This is a genomic window from Actinoplanes lobatus, assembly GCF_014205215.1.
GTDB classification, from domain to species: Bacteria; Actinomycetota; Actinomycetes; order Mycobacteriales; family Micromonosporaceae; genus Actinoplanes; species Actinoplanes lobatus.
On the sequence record NZ_JACHNC010000001.1, the window covers coordinates 6687794 to 6703800 of the forward strand.

16 protein-coding genes are annotated in these 16007 nt (G+C 67.8%); 7 read left to right on the forward strand and 9 right to left on the reverse strand.

Annotated features, from left to right (window positions below; translation table 11 throughout):
* The first annotated feature begins 253 nt into the window (after positions 1-253).
* Positions 254-1309 carry a hypothetical protein gene (locus BJ964_RS30725; RefSeq protein ID WP_188123933.1) on the forward strand — a complete coding sequence of 352 codons (1056 nt, stop codon included), beginning with the start codon at positions 254-256 and terminating at the stop codon, positions 1307-1309.
* Between the two features lie 13 nt (positions 1310-1322).
* On the opposite strand, the gene BJ964_RS48310 is transcribed toward BJ964_RS30725, so the two are convergent.
* Positions 1323-1496 (reverse strand): hypothetical protein, encoded by a 174-nt coding sequence (locus BJ964_RS48310; RefSeq protein ID WP_229807207.1) that lies wholly within the window; start codon positions 1494-1496, stop codon positions 1323-1325.
* A gap of 29 nt (positions 1497-1525) precedes the next feature.
* The gene (locus BJ964_RS48315) at positions 1526-1717 is read right to left on the reverse strand and encodes a GntR family transcriptional regulator (protein WP_229807206.1); all 192 of its coding nucleotides are present in this window, start codon (positions 1715-1717) and stop codon (positions 1526-1528) included.
* 256 nt (positions 1718-1973) lie between these two features.
* Here BJ964_RS48315 and BJ964_RS30735 point away from each other — a divergent pair, with 256 nt between their 5' ends.
* Positions 1974-2387: an NUDIX domain-containing protein gene (locus BJ964_RS30735; RefSeq protein WP_203832865.1), complete on the forward strand. Its 414-nt coding sequence runs from the start codon at positions 1974-1976 to the stop codon at positions 2385-2387.
* Between the two features lie 17 nt (positions 2388-2404).
* Here the strand turns inward: BJ964_RS30735 and BJ964_RS30740 are convergent, their stop codons facing one another.
* On the reverse strand, positions 2405-3577 hold the full coding sequence (locus BJ964_RS30740; RefSeq protein WP_229807205.1) for a tetratricopeptide repeat protein: 1173 nt from the start codon (positions 3575-3577) through the stop codon (positions 2405-2407).
* Positions 3578-3882: 305 nt separating this feature from the next.
* On the opposite strand from BJ964_RS30740, the gene BJ964_RS30745 reads away from it, so the two are divergent.
* The gene (locus BJ964_RS30745; protein ID WP_188123935.1) at positions 3883-4572 is read left to right on the forward strand and encodes a carbonic anhydrase; all 690 of its coding nucleotides are present in this window, start codon (positions 3883-3885) and stop codon (positions 4570-4572) included.
* 14 nt (positions 4573-4586) lie between these two features.
* Here BJ964_RS30745 and BJ964_RS30750 read toward each other — a convergent pair whose 3' ends face one another.
* Complete coding sequence (locus BJ964_RS30750; RefSeq protein WP_188123936.1) at positions 4587-5708, reverse strand: hypothetical protein; 1122 nt, start codon at positions 5706-5708, stop codon at positions 4587-4589.
* Between the two features lie 248 nt (positions 5709-5956).
* Here BJ964_RS30750 and BJ964_RS30755 point away from each other — a divergent pair, with 248 nt between their 5' ends.
* Positions 5957-6538, forward strand: coding sequence for a dihydrofolate reductase family protein (locus BJ964_RS30755; protein WP_188123937.1), 582 nt, complete (start codon positions 5957-5959; stop codon positions 6536-6538).
* Between the two features lie 77 nt (positions 6539-6615).
* On the opposite strand, the gene BJ964_RS30760 is transcribed toward BJ964_RS30755, so the two are convergent.
* The 5 genes from BJ964_RS30760 to BJ964_RS30780 all read right to left on the reverse strand — a co-directional run bounded on the left by BJ964_RS30760 (position 6616) and on the right by BJ964_RS30780 (position 11839).
* Complete coding sequence (locus tag BJ964_RS30760; protein ID WP_188123938.1) at positions 6616-7086, reverse strand: hypothetical protein; 471 nt, start codon at positions 7084-7086, stop codon at positions 6616-6618.
* Between the two features lie 178 nt (positions 7087-7264).
* Positions 7265-7450 (reverse strand): DUF4259 domain-containing protein, encoded by a 186-nt coding sequence (locus BJ964_RS30765; RefSeq protein WP_188123939.1) that lies wholly within the window; start codon positions 7448-7450, stop codon positions 7265-7267.
* A gap of 866 nt (positions 7451-8316) precedes the next feature.
* Positions 8317-9198: a hypothetical protein gene (locus BJ964_RS48320; protein ID WP_229807204.1), complete on the reverse strand. Its 882-nt coding sequence runs from the start codon at positions 9196-9198 to the stop codon at positions 8317-8319.
* Positions 9199-9379: 181 nt separating this feature from the next.
* The gene (locus tag BJ964_RS30775; protein ID WP_188123940.1) at positions 9380-10438 is read right to left on the reverse strand and encodes an amidohydrolase family protein; all 1059 of its coding nucleotides are present in this window, start codon (positions 10436-10438) and stop codon (positions 9380-9382) included.
* A gap of 246 nt (positions 10439-10684) precedes the next feature.
* The gene (locus tag BJ964_RS30780; RefSeq protein ID WP_188123941.1) at positions 10685-11839 is read right to left on the reverse strand and encodes a CAP domain-containing protein; all 1155 of its coding nucleotides are present in this window, start codon (positions 11837-11839) and stop codon (positions 10685-10687) included.
* 236 nt (positions 11840-12075) lie between these two features.
* Between BJ964_RS30780 and BJ964_RS30785 the strand changes: the two genes are divergently transcribed.
* From BJ964_RS30785 to BJ964_RS30795, 3 genes are all read left to right on the forward strand, one after another.
* Entirely contained in the window at positions 12076-12867 is a 792-nt protein-coding gene (locus BJ964_RS30785; RefSeq protein WP_188123942.1) for a maleylpyruvate isomerase family mycothiol-dependent enzyme, read from the forward strand.
* Between the two features lie 396 nt (positions 12868-13263).
* The gene (locus tag BJ964_RS30790) at positions 13264-14850 is read left to right on the forward strand and encodes a methyl-accepting chemotaxis protein (protein ID WP_188123943.1); all 1587 of its coding nucleotides are present in this window, start codon (positions 13264-13266) and stop codon (positions 14848-14850) included.
* A 294-nt stretch (positions 14851-15144) separates the two neighbouring features.
* A complete protein-coding gene (locus BJ964_RS30795; RefSeq protein WP_188123944.1) occupies positions 15145-15975 on the forward strand; it encodes an SPFH domain-containing protein in 831 nt (276 codons plus the stop codon).
* The last annotated feature ends 32 nt before the right edge of the window (positions 15976-16007 follow it).

Genomic DNA, 16007 nt, shown 5'->3' on the forward strand with positions numbered 1-16007 from the left:
ATGGCGGCCGATCGGCTCCCGGCTGAACACCGGCTGTGCCACGTGAAGTCGGCCGCCGCTTCTCGGACTGTCTGGATGTCGAAGGGATTTCCCCGGCCTGCCTGGCGGACCATCGGGCTGCAAGATCACCCGCCGGGACGACCGGTGGGGCATTCGATTCAGGCGGTCAGCACGCGCCTTCTAGCGTGGGAATGCTCGAGCGGGTTCGGCGACTTCGCGCGAGGACGTCCCACGGCCCAGGGAAGGAACGCGGATGCTCGGCTCACAGGCATTGGAGACCGCGATCGGGCTCGCGTTGCTGCTCTGCGTCCTCTCCTCACTCGCCTCAGCGATCGTCGAGGGACTCGCGCGGATTCTGCGAAAGCGTGCCAGAGACCTCGAAGAGACGATCGGGCAGATGCTCAGTGGCAGCACCACCTTCGACAAGGACGCGAAGGACGCCCTGGAGAGGTTCAAGAACACCACTGTCTACCAGAGCGCGACCATCGCGTCCTCCCGCGGGCGGCGCCTGTTCCGAACCCATGCCGGCCCCGCCTACCTCTCCGCGAAGTCGTTCGCGAATGCGATCGACGAATTCACCGACAAGGCGTCCGCGGCGCCGGCCAAGGGCCTGAACGCCCAGATGGCCATCCTCAAGCCCGACCGTCAAGGGCTCAGCGTCGAAAAGAAGGCGGCCATCGAGAACTGGTACGACGAAACGATGAGCCGGCTCAGCGGCGCCTACAAGCGGTGGGCCACCGGTGCGCTGTTCGCCGTCGGCCTGGGTCTGGCGGTAGGCGGCAACGTGTCGATCTTCCACCTGGCGCAGATTCTCTGGCAACAACCGTCGGTCCGGCAGGCGGCGCTCGATGCCGCCGAGCAGGCCGCCGCGAAAAGCACGTCACCGGACGACCTCATCGACCAAAGCGTGAAAGCCGTGGAGGACGTGGCCGGAATCGGCATACCCGTCGGCTGGCAGAGCGGCACCGATTGGTCCAGCCCGGCGTGGGCCACGGCGCACGTCGCCGGCTGGCTGGCCACCGCCCTGCTGGTGATGCTGGGGACGCCGTTCTGGTTCGACGCGCTTTCCCGGCTGGTTTCGCTGCGGACGACGGGCGCGAAGCCGCCATCCGCGACGCAGGATTCAGCGGCGGCCACCTCCGTGCAGGCCTCGGCCGGGGCGTCGGGGGCTCCCGCAGCGGCCATAGCGAGCGCAGTGGCGACCGCACTCCAGGCGGTAGCCGAGCATCGCGACCGGCACGGGACGGCGCCACCGGCTCCGGCCCTCGACGCCGGGCCGAGTGCGGCGCCCGATGACGGCTCGGACTAGGTTCTTCCGGCGCTCAGCTGACCTCTGGAACGCTCTGGGTCAGCGCCGCTTGGACGATGCGGACGGCCTCGGTGGTGTCGATGCCGAGGCTGGCGATGACGGCGGCGTACTCGGCGGCGTACTCGGCGGCGTACTCGGCGGCGGCGCGGCGGGCCCGTTCGCGTCCCTGTTCACCGGCCGCGGACACGAACGAGCCGGCCGCGCCGCGGGTCTCGATCAGCCCCGCCTCCTCCAGTCCCGGTAGGCCCGGCCGACCGTGTTGACCGCCAGGCCGAGGTCCGCGGCCAGGCGGCGGATGGTCGGCAGCCGGGTGCCCACGGCCAGCGTGCGGTCCTGAATCTGCCCGGCGAGCTGGGCGCGCAGCTGCTCGAACGGTGGTACGGGCGAGGCCGAGTCGATGAGGTTCATGCGGCTCACCGGGTGCTGGGGCCGTGCTGGGCCGCCAGCGCGCTCCGCCCGTCCCACTTGTGCCGCAGCCGACGATCGCAGCGGACTGAGGTGGAGCAAGGGGGCGGTTGATAGCCTGCGGCGGTGCCGACCATCATCCACTTCGCCGCCACATTCGACACGCCATGACGCCGAATCCGCGCCGCGCCGTCCGCGCGATCCTCCTCGATGAGGACGACCGGATCCTTCTCTGCCGGTTCGTTTTCCTCACCCGGCGGTGCCCGAGGAGGCGAAGGTCGTTTGGGCGGCCCCGGGCGGCGGCATCGAACCCGGCGAGGACCAGCTGACGGCTCTGCGCCGTGAACTGCGTGAGGAGACCGGACTGGCGGTCACCGCCGATCCACCGCACGTCTGGCACCAGGAAGTCCTGGCCGCCGATCATGCGCCGGGCGTCGGCGGAATCATCAACGACTACTTCCTCATCCGTACGAGCCACTTCCTGCCCCGCGGTGAGTGGACCGACGACCAACTCGCCGCGCAGGAGAACCTGGCCGGGTTCCGGTGGTGGCGCCTCTCGGAGATCGCCGGCTATTCGGGATCTGAGCTGTTCTCGCCCCGCGACCTCACCACACCCTTGGCAGCCCTTCTCACCGCGGGGATACCGGACCAGCCGGTCCAACTCGGCCTCTAGCGGCCGCACCAGTGTGATCAGGCTTGGGTACGGGTCTGTGCCAGTTCGCGGCGTACCTGCTCGAGCATGGCGATGTTGCGGGCCAGGCCGGGGTGTTCGATCTGCCGACCGAGGTCCACGGCGCGTTCGAGTTCGGTGACGGCCAAGGCGAGGTCGCCGTCGGCTCGGTGGATCATCGCGATGTTGTACCGGGTGACCGCTTCGCTGGTTCGGTCACCGACCTCCCGGAGGATGGGCAGGGCCTGCTCGAAGCAGTCCAGTGCCCGAGGCCGGTCGCCCATCCCGTGGTACGCGCTGCCGATATTGGTGAGGGTGACCGCCTCGCCGGCCCGGTCGCCGACCTTCCTGAAGACGGGCCGGGCCTGCTCGAAGTAGTCCAGTGCCTGCCGCCAATCGCCCACCCCGTTGTACGCGCTGCCGATGCTGGTGAGGGTGATCGCTTCGCCGACCCGGTCGCCGACCTCCCGGAAGGTGGGCAGGGCCTGGTGGTAGTGGTCCAGTGCTTGCCGCCGGTCGCCCAGCCCGTCGTACGCGCGGCCGATGCTGGTGAGGGTGGCGGCTTCGCCGGACCGGCTACCTACCTCCCGGAATATAGGTAGGGCCTGGTGGTAGTGGTCCAGTGCTTGCCGCCGGTCGCCCAGCCCGTCGTACACGCTGCCGATGTTGATGAGGGTGGCGGCTTCGCCGACCCGGTCGCCGACCTCCCGGAAGGTGGGCAGGGCCTGGTGGTAGTGGTCCAGTGCTTGCCGCCGGTCGCCCAGCCAGCTGTACACGCGGCCGATGTTGTTGAGGGTGGCGGCTTCTCCGTACCGGTTGCCTACTTCCCGGAATGTAGGTAGGGCCTGGTGGTAGTGGTCCAGTGCCTGGCGTCGGTCGCCCAGCCCGTTGTACAGGAGGCCGATGTTGTTGAGGGTGGCGGCTTCGCCGGCCCGATCACCGGCCTGCCGGTACAGGGCCATGGCCTGCCGGTAATCGTCCAGTGCCGGCCGGGGCCGACCGGTCGCCCGGCGCGCCCAGCCCCGATCGTAGAAGGCGCCGGCGTCCGGGCCCAGGGTCAGCGTCGCAGTGGCGACGGCCTCGACATCGGCGAACCGGGACCTGGGGAGCAACACCTGGCCCAGCCGGTGACCGGTGGTACGGGCGATGACGGCCTCTCCACCGACGACCGCGAGACGATGGATCTCCGACACCTGTAGCAGCGATCCCGAACCGGCGGCCATCATGCTGCAGCGCCACGGTCGAGGCGCTGGTTCCGTGTGGTCCGCCGGTTAGCGCAAGCCTCGCTGCTGCAGGTCTCGTTCGCCCGAGTAGGACACCGACTACGGGCGCCGAAACAGGCATAGCCGATCATCGACATGATGACTACTGTACGTTCAATCGAACGGGGTAACCGGACACGCGGAACGTAGTTGCTGGTCGTTCGACGGTTCCGGCCACCAACCCGGACCGGCCCATACCGGGCCGACGGCCTTATCGTCGCAACCGGCTCGATGCCGTGGCGGCCGACTTCCCACCCTTTGGATGGCGTGTCATCCTCACATCTGTGGAACCGGGACGGTTGTTCTCCGATCCGACAGCTGCGCCGAACCCGTTACATCCGGCGGCGCGATACCTCGGCCGGCCGAACCCGGTCGAGGCACTGGCCCGCCTGCGCGCGGGTAACGCCCGATTCACCGCACGAGCCGCGCATCTCGGCGACACCTTCAACGGTGGCGTCGACGCGCAGCCTTTCGCGGTCGTCGTCGGCTGCATCGACGCCCGGGTGGCGGTGGAAACGGTGCTCGGGCAGGGCATCGGAGCGATCTGTGTGGCCCGTTCCGCCGGCCACGTACTGGATCGCGCCGTGCTGGGTTCGGTCGAGTTCGCGGTGACCGAGCTGCAGGTGCCGCTGGTGGTCGTGCTCGGCCACGACGACTGCCGCGCGGTGGCCGCCGCGTACGAGGCGGTCCGCACCGGACGCCGGCCCGCCGGTGGGCGCCAGTTCCTGATCGATCAGATCACCCCCGCAATACCGGCGGCCAGGCCGGTCGACTACAACCTCGACAAGGCCACACGCAGCCATATCCACCGGACCGTGGCCGCTCTCAAGCAAGCCGCACACCTGAAGGAAGCGCTCATGACCCGCCGCATCGACATCGTCGGCGCGATCTACCGACTGGAGAACGGCCGCATCGAGATGCTGTAGCCCTCAAGGGCCGCTCACCGGCGTGATCCCGGCTCAGGAAATGCCTGTCGTAGGTCGGACAGGAACTGTAGGTACAGATCGCCGCCGAACGCCTCGGCCGCGCTTGTGGCCGCGGACAGGGCAGCGGCAAGGGAGTCGGCTTCGCCTGTTGCCAGCAAAGCATAGATCGCGGCGGTCTCTCGTATCTGTGTGTGATCCTCTGGTACTTCCCCGTCCGGAGTATGAGCGGCGGGAACGGGAGACAGGGGCGGCACGGGGGTTTCTGGGATCGGGCTCGTCAGTGCCCCGTACCAATAACCCGTACCGTCGAAGGGGGCTACGGCCCGGCCTCCCTGTCGGATCGCTGCTACCGAGGGCGCCAGTTCAGGCAGCTCGGTCAGCCGCGCAATCTCCAGGGCCCGCAACGCGGCCCAGGCAGCGACCGCCCGATGGACGCCGTCGTCTGCTTCCGCGAGCGCGAATGTCAAGTCCATGTCGATGTCGTTCAAGCTGTGCGAGTAGCCTGCCAAGGCGACGGCACGTAGCCGCTGGTTCGGAACCCTGCCCTGGAAGACGCGAAGCAGCCATTCCTCTTCCGCGTCTGCCAGCTGGGCGGTTTCCGTCGCTGCCTGTTCAGGGCTGGGTTCGGCTTGCCGGTTCGCCTGATGCCAATACGCGGCGCAGCGACTCGTCTGCCGGATGATGCGGTCGGGTTCGGCCGGGCTGGGCCAGAATTGCAGAAGGTAGGCATCGATCAGGTCGTCGTCGTAGTTCGATTCGACGTCCCAGGCCTCATCCATCATGCGGGCGCAGTAGCGAATGCGATAACTGCCGGGCTCCAGCCGGAACGGGTGGTTTCCTTCGCCACCCCACTCCTGTAGCTCCGGCCGAGGAGACGGGTTGGCGAAGGAGACCTCGACGATCTCTTCCCAGGCATCAGACAGCGGTGGCTCGCTGGGATGCAGTTCGACGGTCATCGGTACCGAGCCCTCTTTGATGCCGGTCACCAAGAACAAGCTTCCGGGCACTGCGGCGCCACAAAGGCCGTTCACCTGCCCCGCGAAGCTCTCGTCCATCCCGGGAGGTTCCTCGCCCGCAAGATAGACCTGGCCATAGGAGACGCCGACCGTTCCACTGAACAACACCTGTTCCGCCATCGTCACTCCGCCCTTCGAAACGCCCCAGCATCGATCTTGCAAGAACACTGCCGGGCGCACCGGGTAATCGCAGGAAAGCCCAGGCGGTGTCAGCCGGCGAGTATTCCACCGCGCGGGTTTCCCGGTCGTGTGCGGCGTCGACCAGGCCGGCCATCTCGGCCGGCCGCTGCCGGCCGATTGATTTCTTACAAGAACGGCAGTTCACGGCACGCTAATTTGAGGGGCGACCCAAAGCAGAGGAGAGCCCCGTGGGCAAGGTGGTCATGTACAGCTCGGTGTCGGTGGACGGCTTCGTCGCGGACGAGAACGACCAGCCCGGACCGCTGTTCGACTGGTTGTCCAGCGGAGACGTCCCGTTGGACGAGAGCGGCGTGGTGAAGGTGTCGCAGACCTCCTACGACTACACCCGGCCGTACTGGGACCAGATCGGGGTGACGATCTGCGGCCGCCGCGTCTTCGACCTGACCGACGGCTGGGACGGCAAGCCTCCGAGCGGGGTCGACCACGTGGTCGTCGTGACGCACCGGCCGACGCCCGACGGCTGGGACCCCGAGGCGCCGTTCCACTTCGTCGACAGCGTCGAGGCAGCCGTCGCCACGGCGCAGGAACTTGCGGGGGACCGCCTGGTCGAGGTCGCCGCCGGCGAGGTCGGTGGCCAGGTGCTTGCCGCGGGTCTGGTCGACGAGGTGCGCATGGACGTCGTACCCGTCGTCTTCGGGTCCGGAAAACGCTACTTCGGGTCGATCGACGCGCAGCACCTGTTGGAGGATCCCGACGTGGTGATTCAGGGCGACAGGGTGCTTCACCTGCGCTACCGGGTACGCCGTTGACGGCTTATTGATCGACGGCGAAGACGACCGCACGGTTCGCGGCCGCGGCTTCGAGGTAGAAGTCGCGGATTCGCGTGTCACGACAGTCGCTGTGCTGCGTTCTGTACAGCGTGGTCAACTTGGCCGCGGTCGTAGCCTCGAAACCGTACGCGGAAGTCGTTGGCCCGCAGCGCATCGCATGCCGCAGCGCGCGTGATGGCGTTGCCGGATCGCGTTGCCGCGGCGAATTGCGCGAAAGCGTCATCCACCTGCGTCATGTCGTAACCACGCAACACCACGGTGAAGGAGGATGTCGTGGGGGGATGCGGCGGCGTGTTTACGGATGTTGCCGATCCCAGCGCCTTCAGGCGATCCTGGACGGCGTCATCGACCTGGCCACGGTCGTAGCCGCGCAAGACCACCACGAAGACGGTGTTCTGCAGCAGCTCTCGCGCCGATGCGCGCAGCGCGTCGTCCGATGAGGAGAGAGCCGTATCCGCCTGGGCGAGAAGCCGATCCACCTGGTCTTTGTCGTAGCCGCGCAGTACGACGACGAAGTCTGATGTCATGACGGACACGGTAACGACCAAGGTCCATATGCGCCCTGTGCTGCGCGGCTCCGGTCGTGACCGCGGTGGCAGATCAGGTTGACGTTCCGTTGTAGAGAACAAAAAGAGGGCTGCGGCATGGGTGTACTCGGGCCGTAGACCGAGTCGACGGGGACACCGCCCGCGTATTGGGCTGCGATCAGGCAGCAGCGGCGACGGCTCGCGGGGCGTCGGAGAGCCGGGAGTCGTCGCTGGCTGGGTCGGCGACGCGTTCGAGGACCGAGCCGATCATCTCGATGCGGACGTGCGCAGGCGCGTCGTCAAGGGTAGCGGCGAAGTCCGCGGCGTCGTCGTTGTCGAACGGCCCGGCGTCCCAGGTGCCCACGGGTTACGCGACGTGACCACTCGGGGCGTCGAGTGTTCGCCCTCGGCGGCGAATCTGCGTGGTTTTGTAAGCGAGTTTGGGAGCCGGGTGTCAGTGGTTTTCAGCGCCACTGGTTTCGGGTCTGGGTTTGTGTCGCCGAGTTTCGGCGCCACTTGTGGGGATCACGTCCGGCCGCTGCTTACATACGGCGGCGGCGAGACGGCTGGCGTCAGATGGCCAGTGTCCATCCAAGGCTGTTGCACTCCGGGCAGTAGAAGAACAACTTGAATCCCCTTCCGTCCTGCCACGGCAAGATCTTCCCTTGAGAGACGGTTATCCGGCCACGTCCGCTGCACAGGTTGCAGGTAGCCGCAGCCGGTGGCATTGGCGGCTTCAAGTGAGCGAGTTCTGGATACTTCTCAGCGGCTCGGGCGAGCGCGAAGTCACGCTCAGCTGGATCGGCCAGCCGAGTCGGCCTGTCCTCTTCGTGATCTATGACGACTTCGCCGGCCGGGGTTAGGTACATAACTGGTCCCCAGAGGTTGAAGATCGGCAGGCGTTCCGAGTCCGCGCAGCTGCTGCGCCAGTCAGATGCCTGGGCTGCCTCCTCGATCAATCGTAGGATCAGTCCAGAATTCGTCATGTGCACCTCCTTGGCGCAGGATACGAAGCAGCCGCCAGTGCATTCCCGGGGCTGCGTCCAACGCCGCGAGATCGCCAACTGATCGCCTACGAGGCAGTCCGGTGGCGCTCGAAGTCAGCGACATTGATCATGTTCCGGTGACGGCGACGGCGCTGAAACTCACCGACATTTGGCGCTGATACTCGCTGGCGAAATCATCTGCGCATCCGTCGATGCCGGGATCGCCCGGGCGGGTAGCCGGGACTCAACCTGTGGTCAGGTTTGTGACCAGGGTGCGTAGCCACGGCTGGCTGAGTGCGGGGTCGCGGCCGATGGCGCGGGCGACGGCTTGCCGGCCGGCCGGGCTGCGACCGTAGGCCACCAGTGCCGCTGCCTCGGCGAGGGCCTGCCGCGTGTGCTCGTCCCGGCCGGGGCCTTCGGCCTCGGCGGTCCATCGGTCCGGGCGTAGCGAACGGGTCAGCTTGACCTGGTGATCGCCGAGGTACGACCAGACTCCCGGGTCGAGTGACACGTTGGCCACCGCGGAGGCGGGCAGCGTCCGGGTCCAGGCGGGATGCTGCTGCCACCGCTCGGTGTTCGGACTGGTCTTGCGGCGGATGGTGACCCCTACGAAGCACAGCTTGCGCCGGATGACCGGCCACGGCTCGCGTTCCTGCTCGATCCAGTCCCGGATCAGCGTGAACAACTCGGTGAACGTCTCGCCCTCGTAAACGACATCGACCAGGACCGCTGGGCGATCCCGGCGCGCCAGCGCGTACGGCGTCAATCCGACCGTCTCCAGGAACCGGCGGCCTTGCACGACCTCAGCGGGCGTCAACGCGCGCCGCCGCCAGCGCCGGCCGGATCCGATCCCCGGCCGCTGAAACGACAACGGCAGCCGGTAGAGGCGCTGCACCCCGGCCGGGCCGGTGAACACGCCGCCGAGCAGGTCGAACATCGAGTCCAAGGACCTGCCCACGAAGAACAGATCCCCGTTGCGGCTGCGGGCCAGCACCTTTCCGGTACACGCCACGAGATCGTCGAGGAACCACAGGCCGGGCGTCGCGGTGCCGTCGAGCAACGATCCCAGCTGATCCGGTGTGATCAGATCCCACCGGAACGGCATGCTGTCCGGCACCGACGTCACCCCGTCATGATGGCAGCCTGATCAGGGCAGCCCACGCTCGGTTGGCAACCGAAGCCGAGTCGTCGACCATGACGATTACGCCGGCCACCAAGCGTGAGTCCGACCGGGCGGTCCGCTCATCGGCACGACCGGATGCCGGCCGCTCTCCCGGCGTCGCTCGATCGGCGGCAGATCCGGCTGTTCACGGGTTCGGTCGCCGGTGAACACGCTTTCCGCGGACGATGACGGCCCGCGGCTTGTCGAGTTGGCCGAGGTCGATCCGCGGATCCAGGTCGAACACGACCGCGTCGGCCGGGGCTCCATCCACCAGACCGGGCAGGCCGAGGTAGGACCGGGCGGTCCACGATGCGGCGCCGATCGCCGTATGCGGGGACACACCCGCGGCGATCAGAGCGCGAATCTCCTGAGCGATACCACCGTGTGGCCTGGTGTCTGTGCCGGCCAACACCGTGACCCCGGCCTCGACGGCCGCGGCGGCGAGCCGGGCGTGTGCGCTTGCGCCCGGCACGTACCAGCTTCGGCGCGCGCGTTCCGGATCAGCAATGATCTCCGCCAAAGAGGCGGTGATCACCGACAGGGTCGGAGTCAGCGCGGTGCCCTGCTCGGCCATGCGCGGCAAGAGTTCCAAGTCCAGACCCATGCCATGTTCCACGGAGTCCACACCTGCTTCAACCGCGACCACGCCACCTGCGGCCTGCTGGGAGTGCACCGCGAGACGCCCGCCGACCGCATGTACGCGCATGACTGCTTCGCGCAGCACCTCGACCGGCATGACGTCGTCGTCAGGTCGCCAATCGATCACCACTTTGGCCCAGCCGGTGCGGGATGCCTGCTCGGCCGCGACGGCCGGCAGGTCGACCGGATCCGGGCGGCGACCCCAGCCCTCCATGAACTGACCGTGCTGAGCGATCCACGGGCCGGCATGCACGGCTCGCGGGCTTTCGTCCGCGTGGCCGAACCACTCAGGAGGATCATCCGCCAGGCCCGGGGCCCGGATGAGCGTGACTCCGGAATCCAGATGCGCCCGGAGATCCTGCCGCAGGACGCCGACATCCAGCGGCTGGCCTGGCCTCTCGGCCCCCGGATGGGTATGCGCATCGACCAATCCCGGCAGGATCCAGCCCTCGGCAACGAGTTCGGCACCGGCCACCGGATCCGATGTCCATCGATCACCGTCGGCATAGAGATCGACCGGCTCGCCTTCCGGAAGAGCGAAACCCCGGACTCGTAGAACTGCCACAACGCCACCCCGTATCGCACGCCACCCACACGGTGGATGGTCAGCATGCCACCTTGAGTTCCTGCCCGTTCGGGGGCAGCAGCTCGAGCACGATGGCGGCGCAACCGAAGTGGTAGCCGAAACATCCGCACATGGGCATGACCGACGTCGGTGCCCTCGCGCCTGCGGTGACCCTCCGTAGCGCCCGCTCAGTGGCGGATCCGTGCGGCAGCCGCGAGCTCATTGGCTCACGGCGGTGCCTACCTGCTATTGGGCGAATGTCTGGATGAAATAGTGGAGGGTCGCCGGGGCGCCGGCATTGGGCTGGCCGACTGGGACGAAGCCTTTGCCGACGGCCACGCCGACACCGGTGGTGCGGTAGGCGCAGTTTCGCATCGTGGCGTTGTGGCCCGGACTGTTGCGCCAATAGTCGAGCGCGTATTGGACTTCGGGCGCGGGTGCGTTGCCGGTGTAATAGCGGACGTAGGCGTTCTCGGTGCCGACCCGGCCGACTTCCCGGGAGATCCGGGTGGCGGCGTCGCTGCCATCGGATCCGACGTGGCCCTGCTTGTTGGGTTCGCCCTTCTCCCACAGGCCGGGTGGCCCGGGATGCTTGGACAGGTCGTCGGCGTGCCTACGGGCCACGCCGACCAACTGCGGATCGACCTGTAGCGTCGTGCCGCACGACTCGCGGTGGATGGCGTTGACCTGGTCGAAGATCTGCTGCTCGGCCGGGCTCAGCGGCGCCGACCCGTCAGGGACGATTCCCTGGTGCGGCAACACGAAGTTGTAGCCCATCGGTTCGTGCAGACCGCTGGCTGGGCAGCGCTGGTTTTGGCGGTAGTAGGTGCCGTCGCGGCCGGAGAAGAACATGCCGTTGCATTTGCCGCAGAAGCGCCAGTCGGATTGTGTTGTCGCCGTCGCTGGTACGTCGTGGGGGAGTACGAAGTTGTAGCCCATCGGTTCGTGTAGGCCGGTGGCTGGGCAGCGCTGGTTTTGGCGGTAGTAGGTGCCGTCGCGGCCGGAGAAGAACATGCCGTTGCATTTGCCGCAGAAGCGCCAGTCGGATTGTGTTGTCGCCGTCGCTGGTACGTCGTGGGGGAGTACGAAGTTGTAGCCCATCGGTTCGTGTAGGCCGGTGGCTGGGCAGCGCTGGTTTTGGCGGTAGTAGGTGCCGTCGCGGCCGGAGAAGAACATGCCGTTGCACTTGCCGCAGAAACGCCAGTCGGGCTGTGCCTCTTGCTGAAGCGCCGAGAATCCCAGCGCTGCTTCGGAGTTTCCCCCGGCGAGCCCGGCCAGGGCGGCGGTGGCGCCCAAGCCGGCGATGACGAGGCCGCGTCGCGTCAGTGACATGCCGGCACCGGCCTGTTGTCGGGCGTGTTCCATCTTCGCCTCGATTCCCTGCTGTTGCCGTTCCAGCATTCCATGGCAGGCCGTCGGAGAAGCGGCAGTCATCCTAACGAGAGCCGGCCCGGAGGAAATCCGCCGAGCTTTTCGGTCACCGGCCTGTTGATGCCCGCCGCGGTGCGAGGCCACCACCGATCGATAGCGCCGGCCCTCGCTCACCCGGACGGCCGCGGCGGTCCGATTCCACCGATGAGTTCGACCGGTACGCCGGGTCTACCCGTCACAGCGAACCCGAAGACAAGGATGATGTGATGACCCACCTGAACGCGGAACACGCCCGGCGATCGATCCTCGAACACACCCGACAGCTGGCGCGGTCAGCCGCCGCGGCCGGACCTCACGCCGCCGTGCCCACCACCCCGGACTGGACCATCACCGACCTCGTCGAACACGTCGGCCAGACCCAGCACTGGGTGGCGGAGATCATCGAACGGCGCATCACCGACCCCACACAGCTGCCCACGGAGATGGCCGTACTCCCCGCCGACCCCGGCGAATGGGACAGCTGGCTGTCGGGCTCCGCGCAGCGGGTCACGAGCGCGTGCTCCGACGACGCACTCGACGCCGCGGTGTTCAACGACGCGGGCGACGAGCGGACCGGGACACGCTTCTGGCTGGCCAGCGTCCTCAACGAGACGGTCGTCCACGGCTTCGACGCGGTCGGCGCGGCGGGCCGGCCGGACGACATCGCCCCCGGCATCGCGGCCGCGCTCATCAGCAACCACCTCGCGATGCTCACCTCGCCCACCTGGGAGATGCTGCGGTCAGAGTCGGCCCACGCCATCCGGGGCACCGGGCAGACCCTGCAGTGGCGGGCCACCGACACCGTGGACGGCGCCTGGTTCGTCGAACGACGACCCGGCGGCGCCACCTGGCAGCCCACGACCCGGACCGCCGATGTGACGGTGACCGGACCGGCCGCGACCCTGCTGCTGATCATGACCCGGCGCCTGCCCCTCACCGGCAACGACGCCACCGGCATCGACGGCGACATCGGCCTCGCCCAGCACTGGCTCGACAACACCGCCCACGTCGCCGACTGACCGGCATCGAGGGTGCCAAGGTCATTTGAGGTGAGCGCATGCACCGGCTCATCCGCTGGATCGCGGTGGTCTCCGTGGCGCTCATGGCCGCGGCCGAGCTGGCGGGACGCCGATCCGTTGCCGGGCGATCAACGGGCCACGGAGATCATTGCCGAGGCGCTACCCGGGGCCGTGCCGGGCGAGATCGAACGATGGAACGCGATCTTCGGCGACGCGGCGCCGGGTTGGGTGACCCGCCTGATCACCGCCGGCACCGGAGTAGGGGTTGCTATTACCGCATTCCGCTTATAGGGCGTAAAACGTGGCTTAAGGTGACGTGGATGAATGCCGCATCGTGGGCCGCTGCCGGCGAGATCACAAGGGCGGGTGGAGTGGCGCCAGAACGAGGGGATCGACGTGGCAGGCAGCCGTGGACTGGGACAGTGGTGCCGGGACCGGAAGGTCTCCACGAAGGTGCTGGCGGTCGCCGGTGTGGCCATCGCCGGAACGGTCGCCGTCGGGGCGCTGAGCGTCGCCCGCATCGGGGAACTGCAGGACAGCCGGAACACCGAGATCGCCGAGGTCCTGCCATACAGCACCAACCTCAACAGTGCCGCCTTGAGCGCGAAGTCCGCCGCCAACGACGAGAGAGGCTTCCTGCTCAGAGGTGACACCGACTTCAGCGGAGAGGCCCTGGGCCGGCAGGAGACGGTCGACGCCGGATTGGCCGCGGCGCGGGCGGTCGCCGATCCGGCGGCGCAAGCACGCGTCGACGCGATCAAGGCCGCCACGGACACCTGGTTCACCGCGCTGGGGTCCGAATTCGCGCTCTACCAGACCCGGCCCGATGCTGCGATCAAGGCGGCTCTGGGCGAAAACCGTGAGCTGCGCAAGGCGTACGAAAAGTTGATCAATGACGAGATCACTTACGCCGACGCGGAGCTGCTGCAGGGCGAGAAGTTCGACGAGACGGTGTCGCGGGCCCGCGTACAGATCATCATCGCCGCGATCACGGCGCTGGTCATCGCGGTGATCGCCGCACTGTACGTGGCACGCCTGATCGTGCAGCCGCTGCGCCGGGTCGGCCAGGTCCTGGACTGGGTAGCCGAAGGCGACCTCTCCGGAGACCCCCGGGTGCGGCAACGCGACGAGGTCGGCCACATGGCCGACTCGCTGCGCCGGGCCACCGGCACCCTGCGCCAGACCGTCTCGGACCTGAGCGAACACGCCCGAAGCCTCGCCGCCCAGGCCGTGGCACTCACCCAGACCAGCCGGCACAGCGCGACCAGCGCCGAACAGGGCGCTCGGCAGGCGGCCGTCGTCGCCAACTCGGCGGCGACGATGTCGGACAACATCCAGACGGTCGCCGCCGGCGCCGAGGAGATGGGCGCCTCCATTCGCGAGATCAGCCACAGTGCCACGCAGGCCGTGCAGGTGGCCTCCCGGGCGGTGGACGTCACCACTCACACCGGCAAGGTCATGGCCAAACTCGGTGAATCGTCGGCCGAGATCGGCAATGTGATCAATACGATCACCGCGATCGCCGAGCAGACCAACCTGCTCGCGCTCAACGCCACCATCGAAGCCGCACGCGCCGGCGAGATGGGCAAGGGCTTCGCTGTGGTCGCCAGTGAGGTCAAGGACCTGGCCCAGGAGACCAGCCGGGCAACCGAGGACATCGGCCGCCGGGTCGCCGCGATCCAGGCCGACACCGCCGGCGCGGTCACCGCGATCGAGGAGATCAGCGAGATCATCCGCCAGATCAACGACTTCCAGACCACGATCGCCTCCGCCGTCGAGGAACAGACCGTCACCACCAACGAGATGAGCCGCAACGTCACCGAGGCTGCCGACGCCGGCGCACAGGTCGCGGAGACCATCAACGGGGTCGCGGCCTCGGTGCAGGAGACCACCGCCGGCGTGAACGAAGCCGATCAGGCGGCCAACCACCTCGCGGAGATGTCCGGGGACCTCCAGCGGGTCGTCGACAGATTCAAGATCTGAGCATTCCGGGCAGCGGCCCGGTGTGTCGGCGAACGATTCCCCCTTCCGCAGACCGCGCTCACCACATGGCTGAAACGCGTCCGCCCACCGATTGCCGCGATCGCGGTCGGCGCCGACTGCGAGGAAGGCGACGACAACTGCCCGGGCCCGGACGGCACTCCGCCGGTGCCGTCGACGCCCGTCTGCATTGACGACCCTCTCTACGATCGGTGGCGCGAACGGGTGAGCGGAGGAGACATGCGCTGGGCGGTCTTGACGGTGGTGGCGGCATTACTCACGGCAGGCTGCACCACGGTGAGTACGGAGTCCGACCAGGTGGCGCTGCACTATGACGCCGGCGCGTTCTCCAGCACCACCTATCAGGAGTGCGTCACGCAGAACAACCGCGCCTGGGACGGGCTCGGCGAAAGGTACTACACCTACCCGGCCGGTCAGCGGAACTTCGACTTCACCGGCAGCGACGATTCGGAGAGCCCTCCCTTCACGGTCGTCTCCAAGGACAACCAGGAGATGACGGTCGCCGGCGGCCTCACCTTCCACCTGGACACCGGCTGCGAACCGGACGGTGGGATGCTGCGCCAGTTCCATGAGGACATCGGGTTGAAGTTCCATCCGGTGATCGACGGGGACGGCAAAACCACCGCGACCTGGCTGGAGATGCTGCGGTTCTACATCGGCCACCCGCTGAACAGGGCGCTTGCCGCGGAGGCGCAGAAGTACGACTGGTTGGCGCTCTACAACGATCCCGAGACACGGACCCGGTTCGAGTCGGCGATCAACGCCAACCTCAGTTCCGCGGTGATGGCCACGACCGGCGGCAAAGCGTACTTTCTCGACTTCAACCTGACGCTGCAGAAACCGCAGCCGCGTAAGGAACTGGTGGACGGGCTGGCCGCCGCGCAGGTGGCGATCACCCAGCGGCAGGCGGTGATCGAGCAGAACGCCACCGTCGACGAGAAGCTCAAGCAGATCAGGAAACTCGTCGACGCGCTCGGTCCGGACGGGTACGTGATCTACGAGGTGATGCAGCAGTGCCTGGCCGGCGCCGCGCGAGCGGGCTGCCCGGCCTTCCTTCCGGTACCCGCCGGCGGGAACGTGAATGTCCCGGCACCCGCGGCGACCTGAGCCGCCAAACCCTGAGGTCGCCCGGCGTGCGG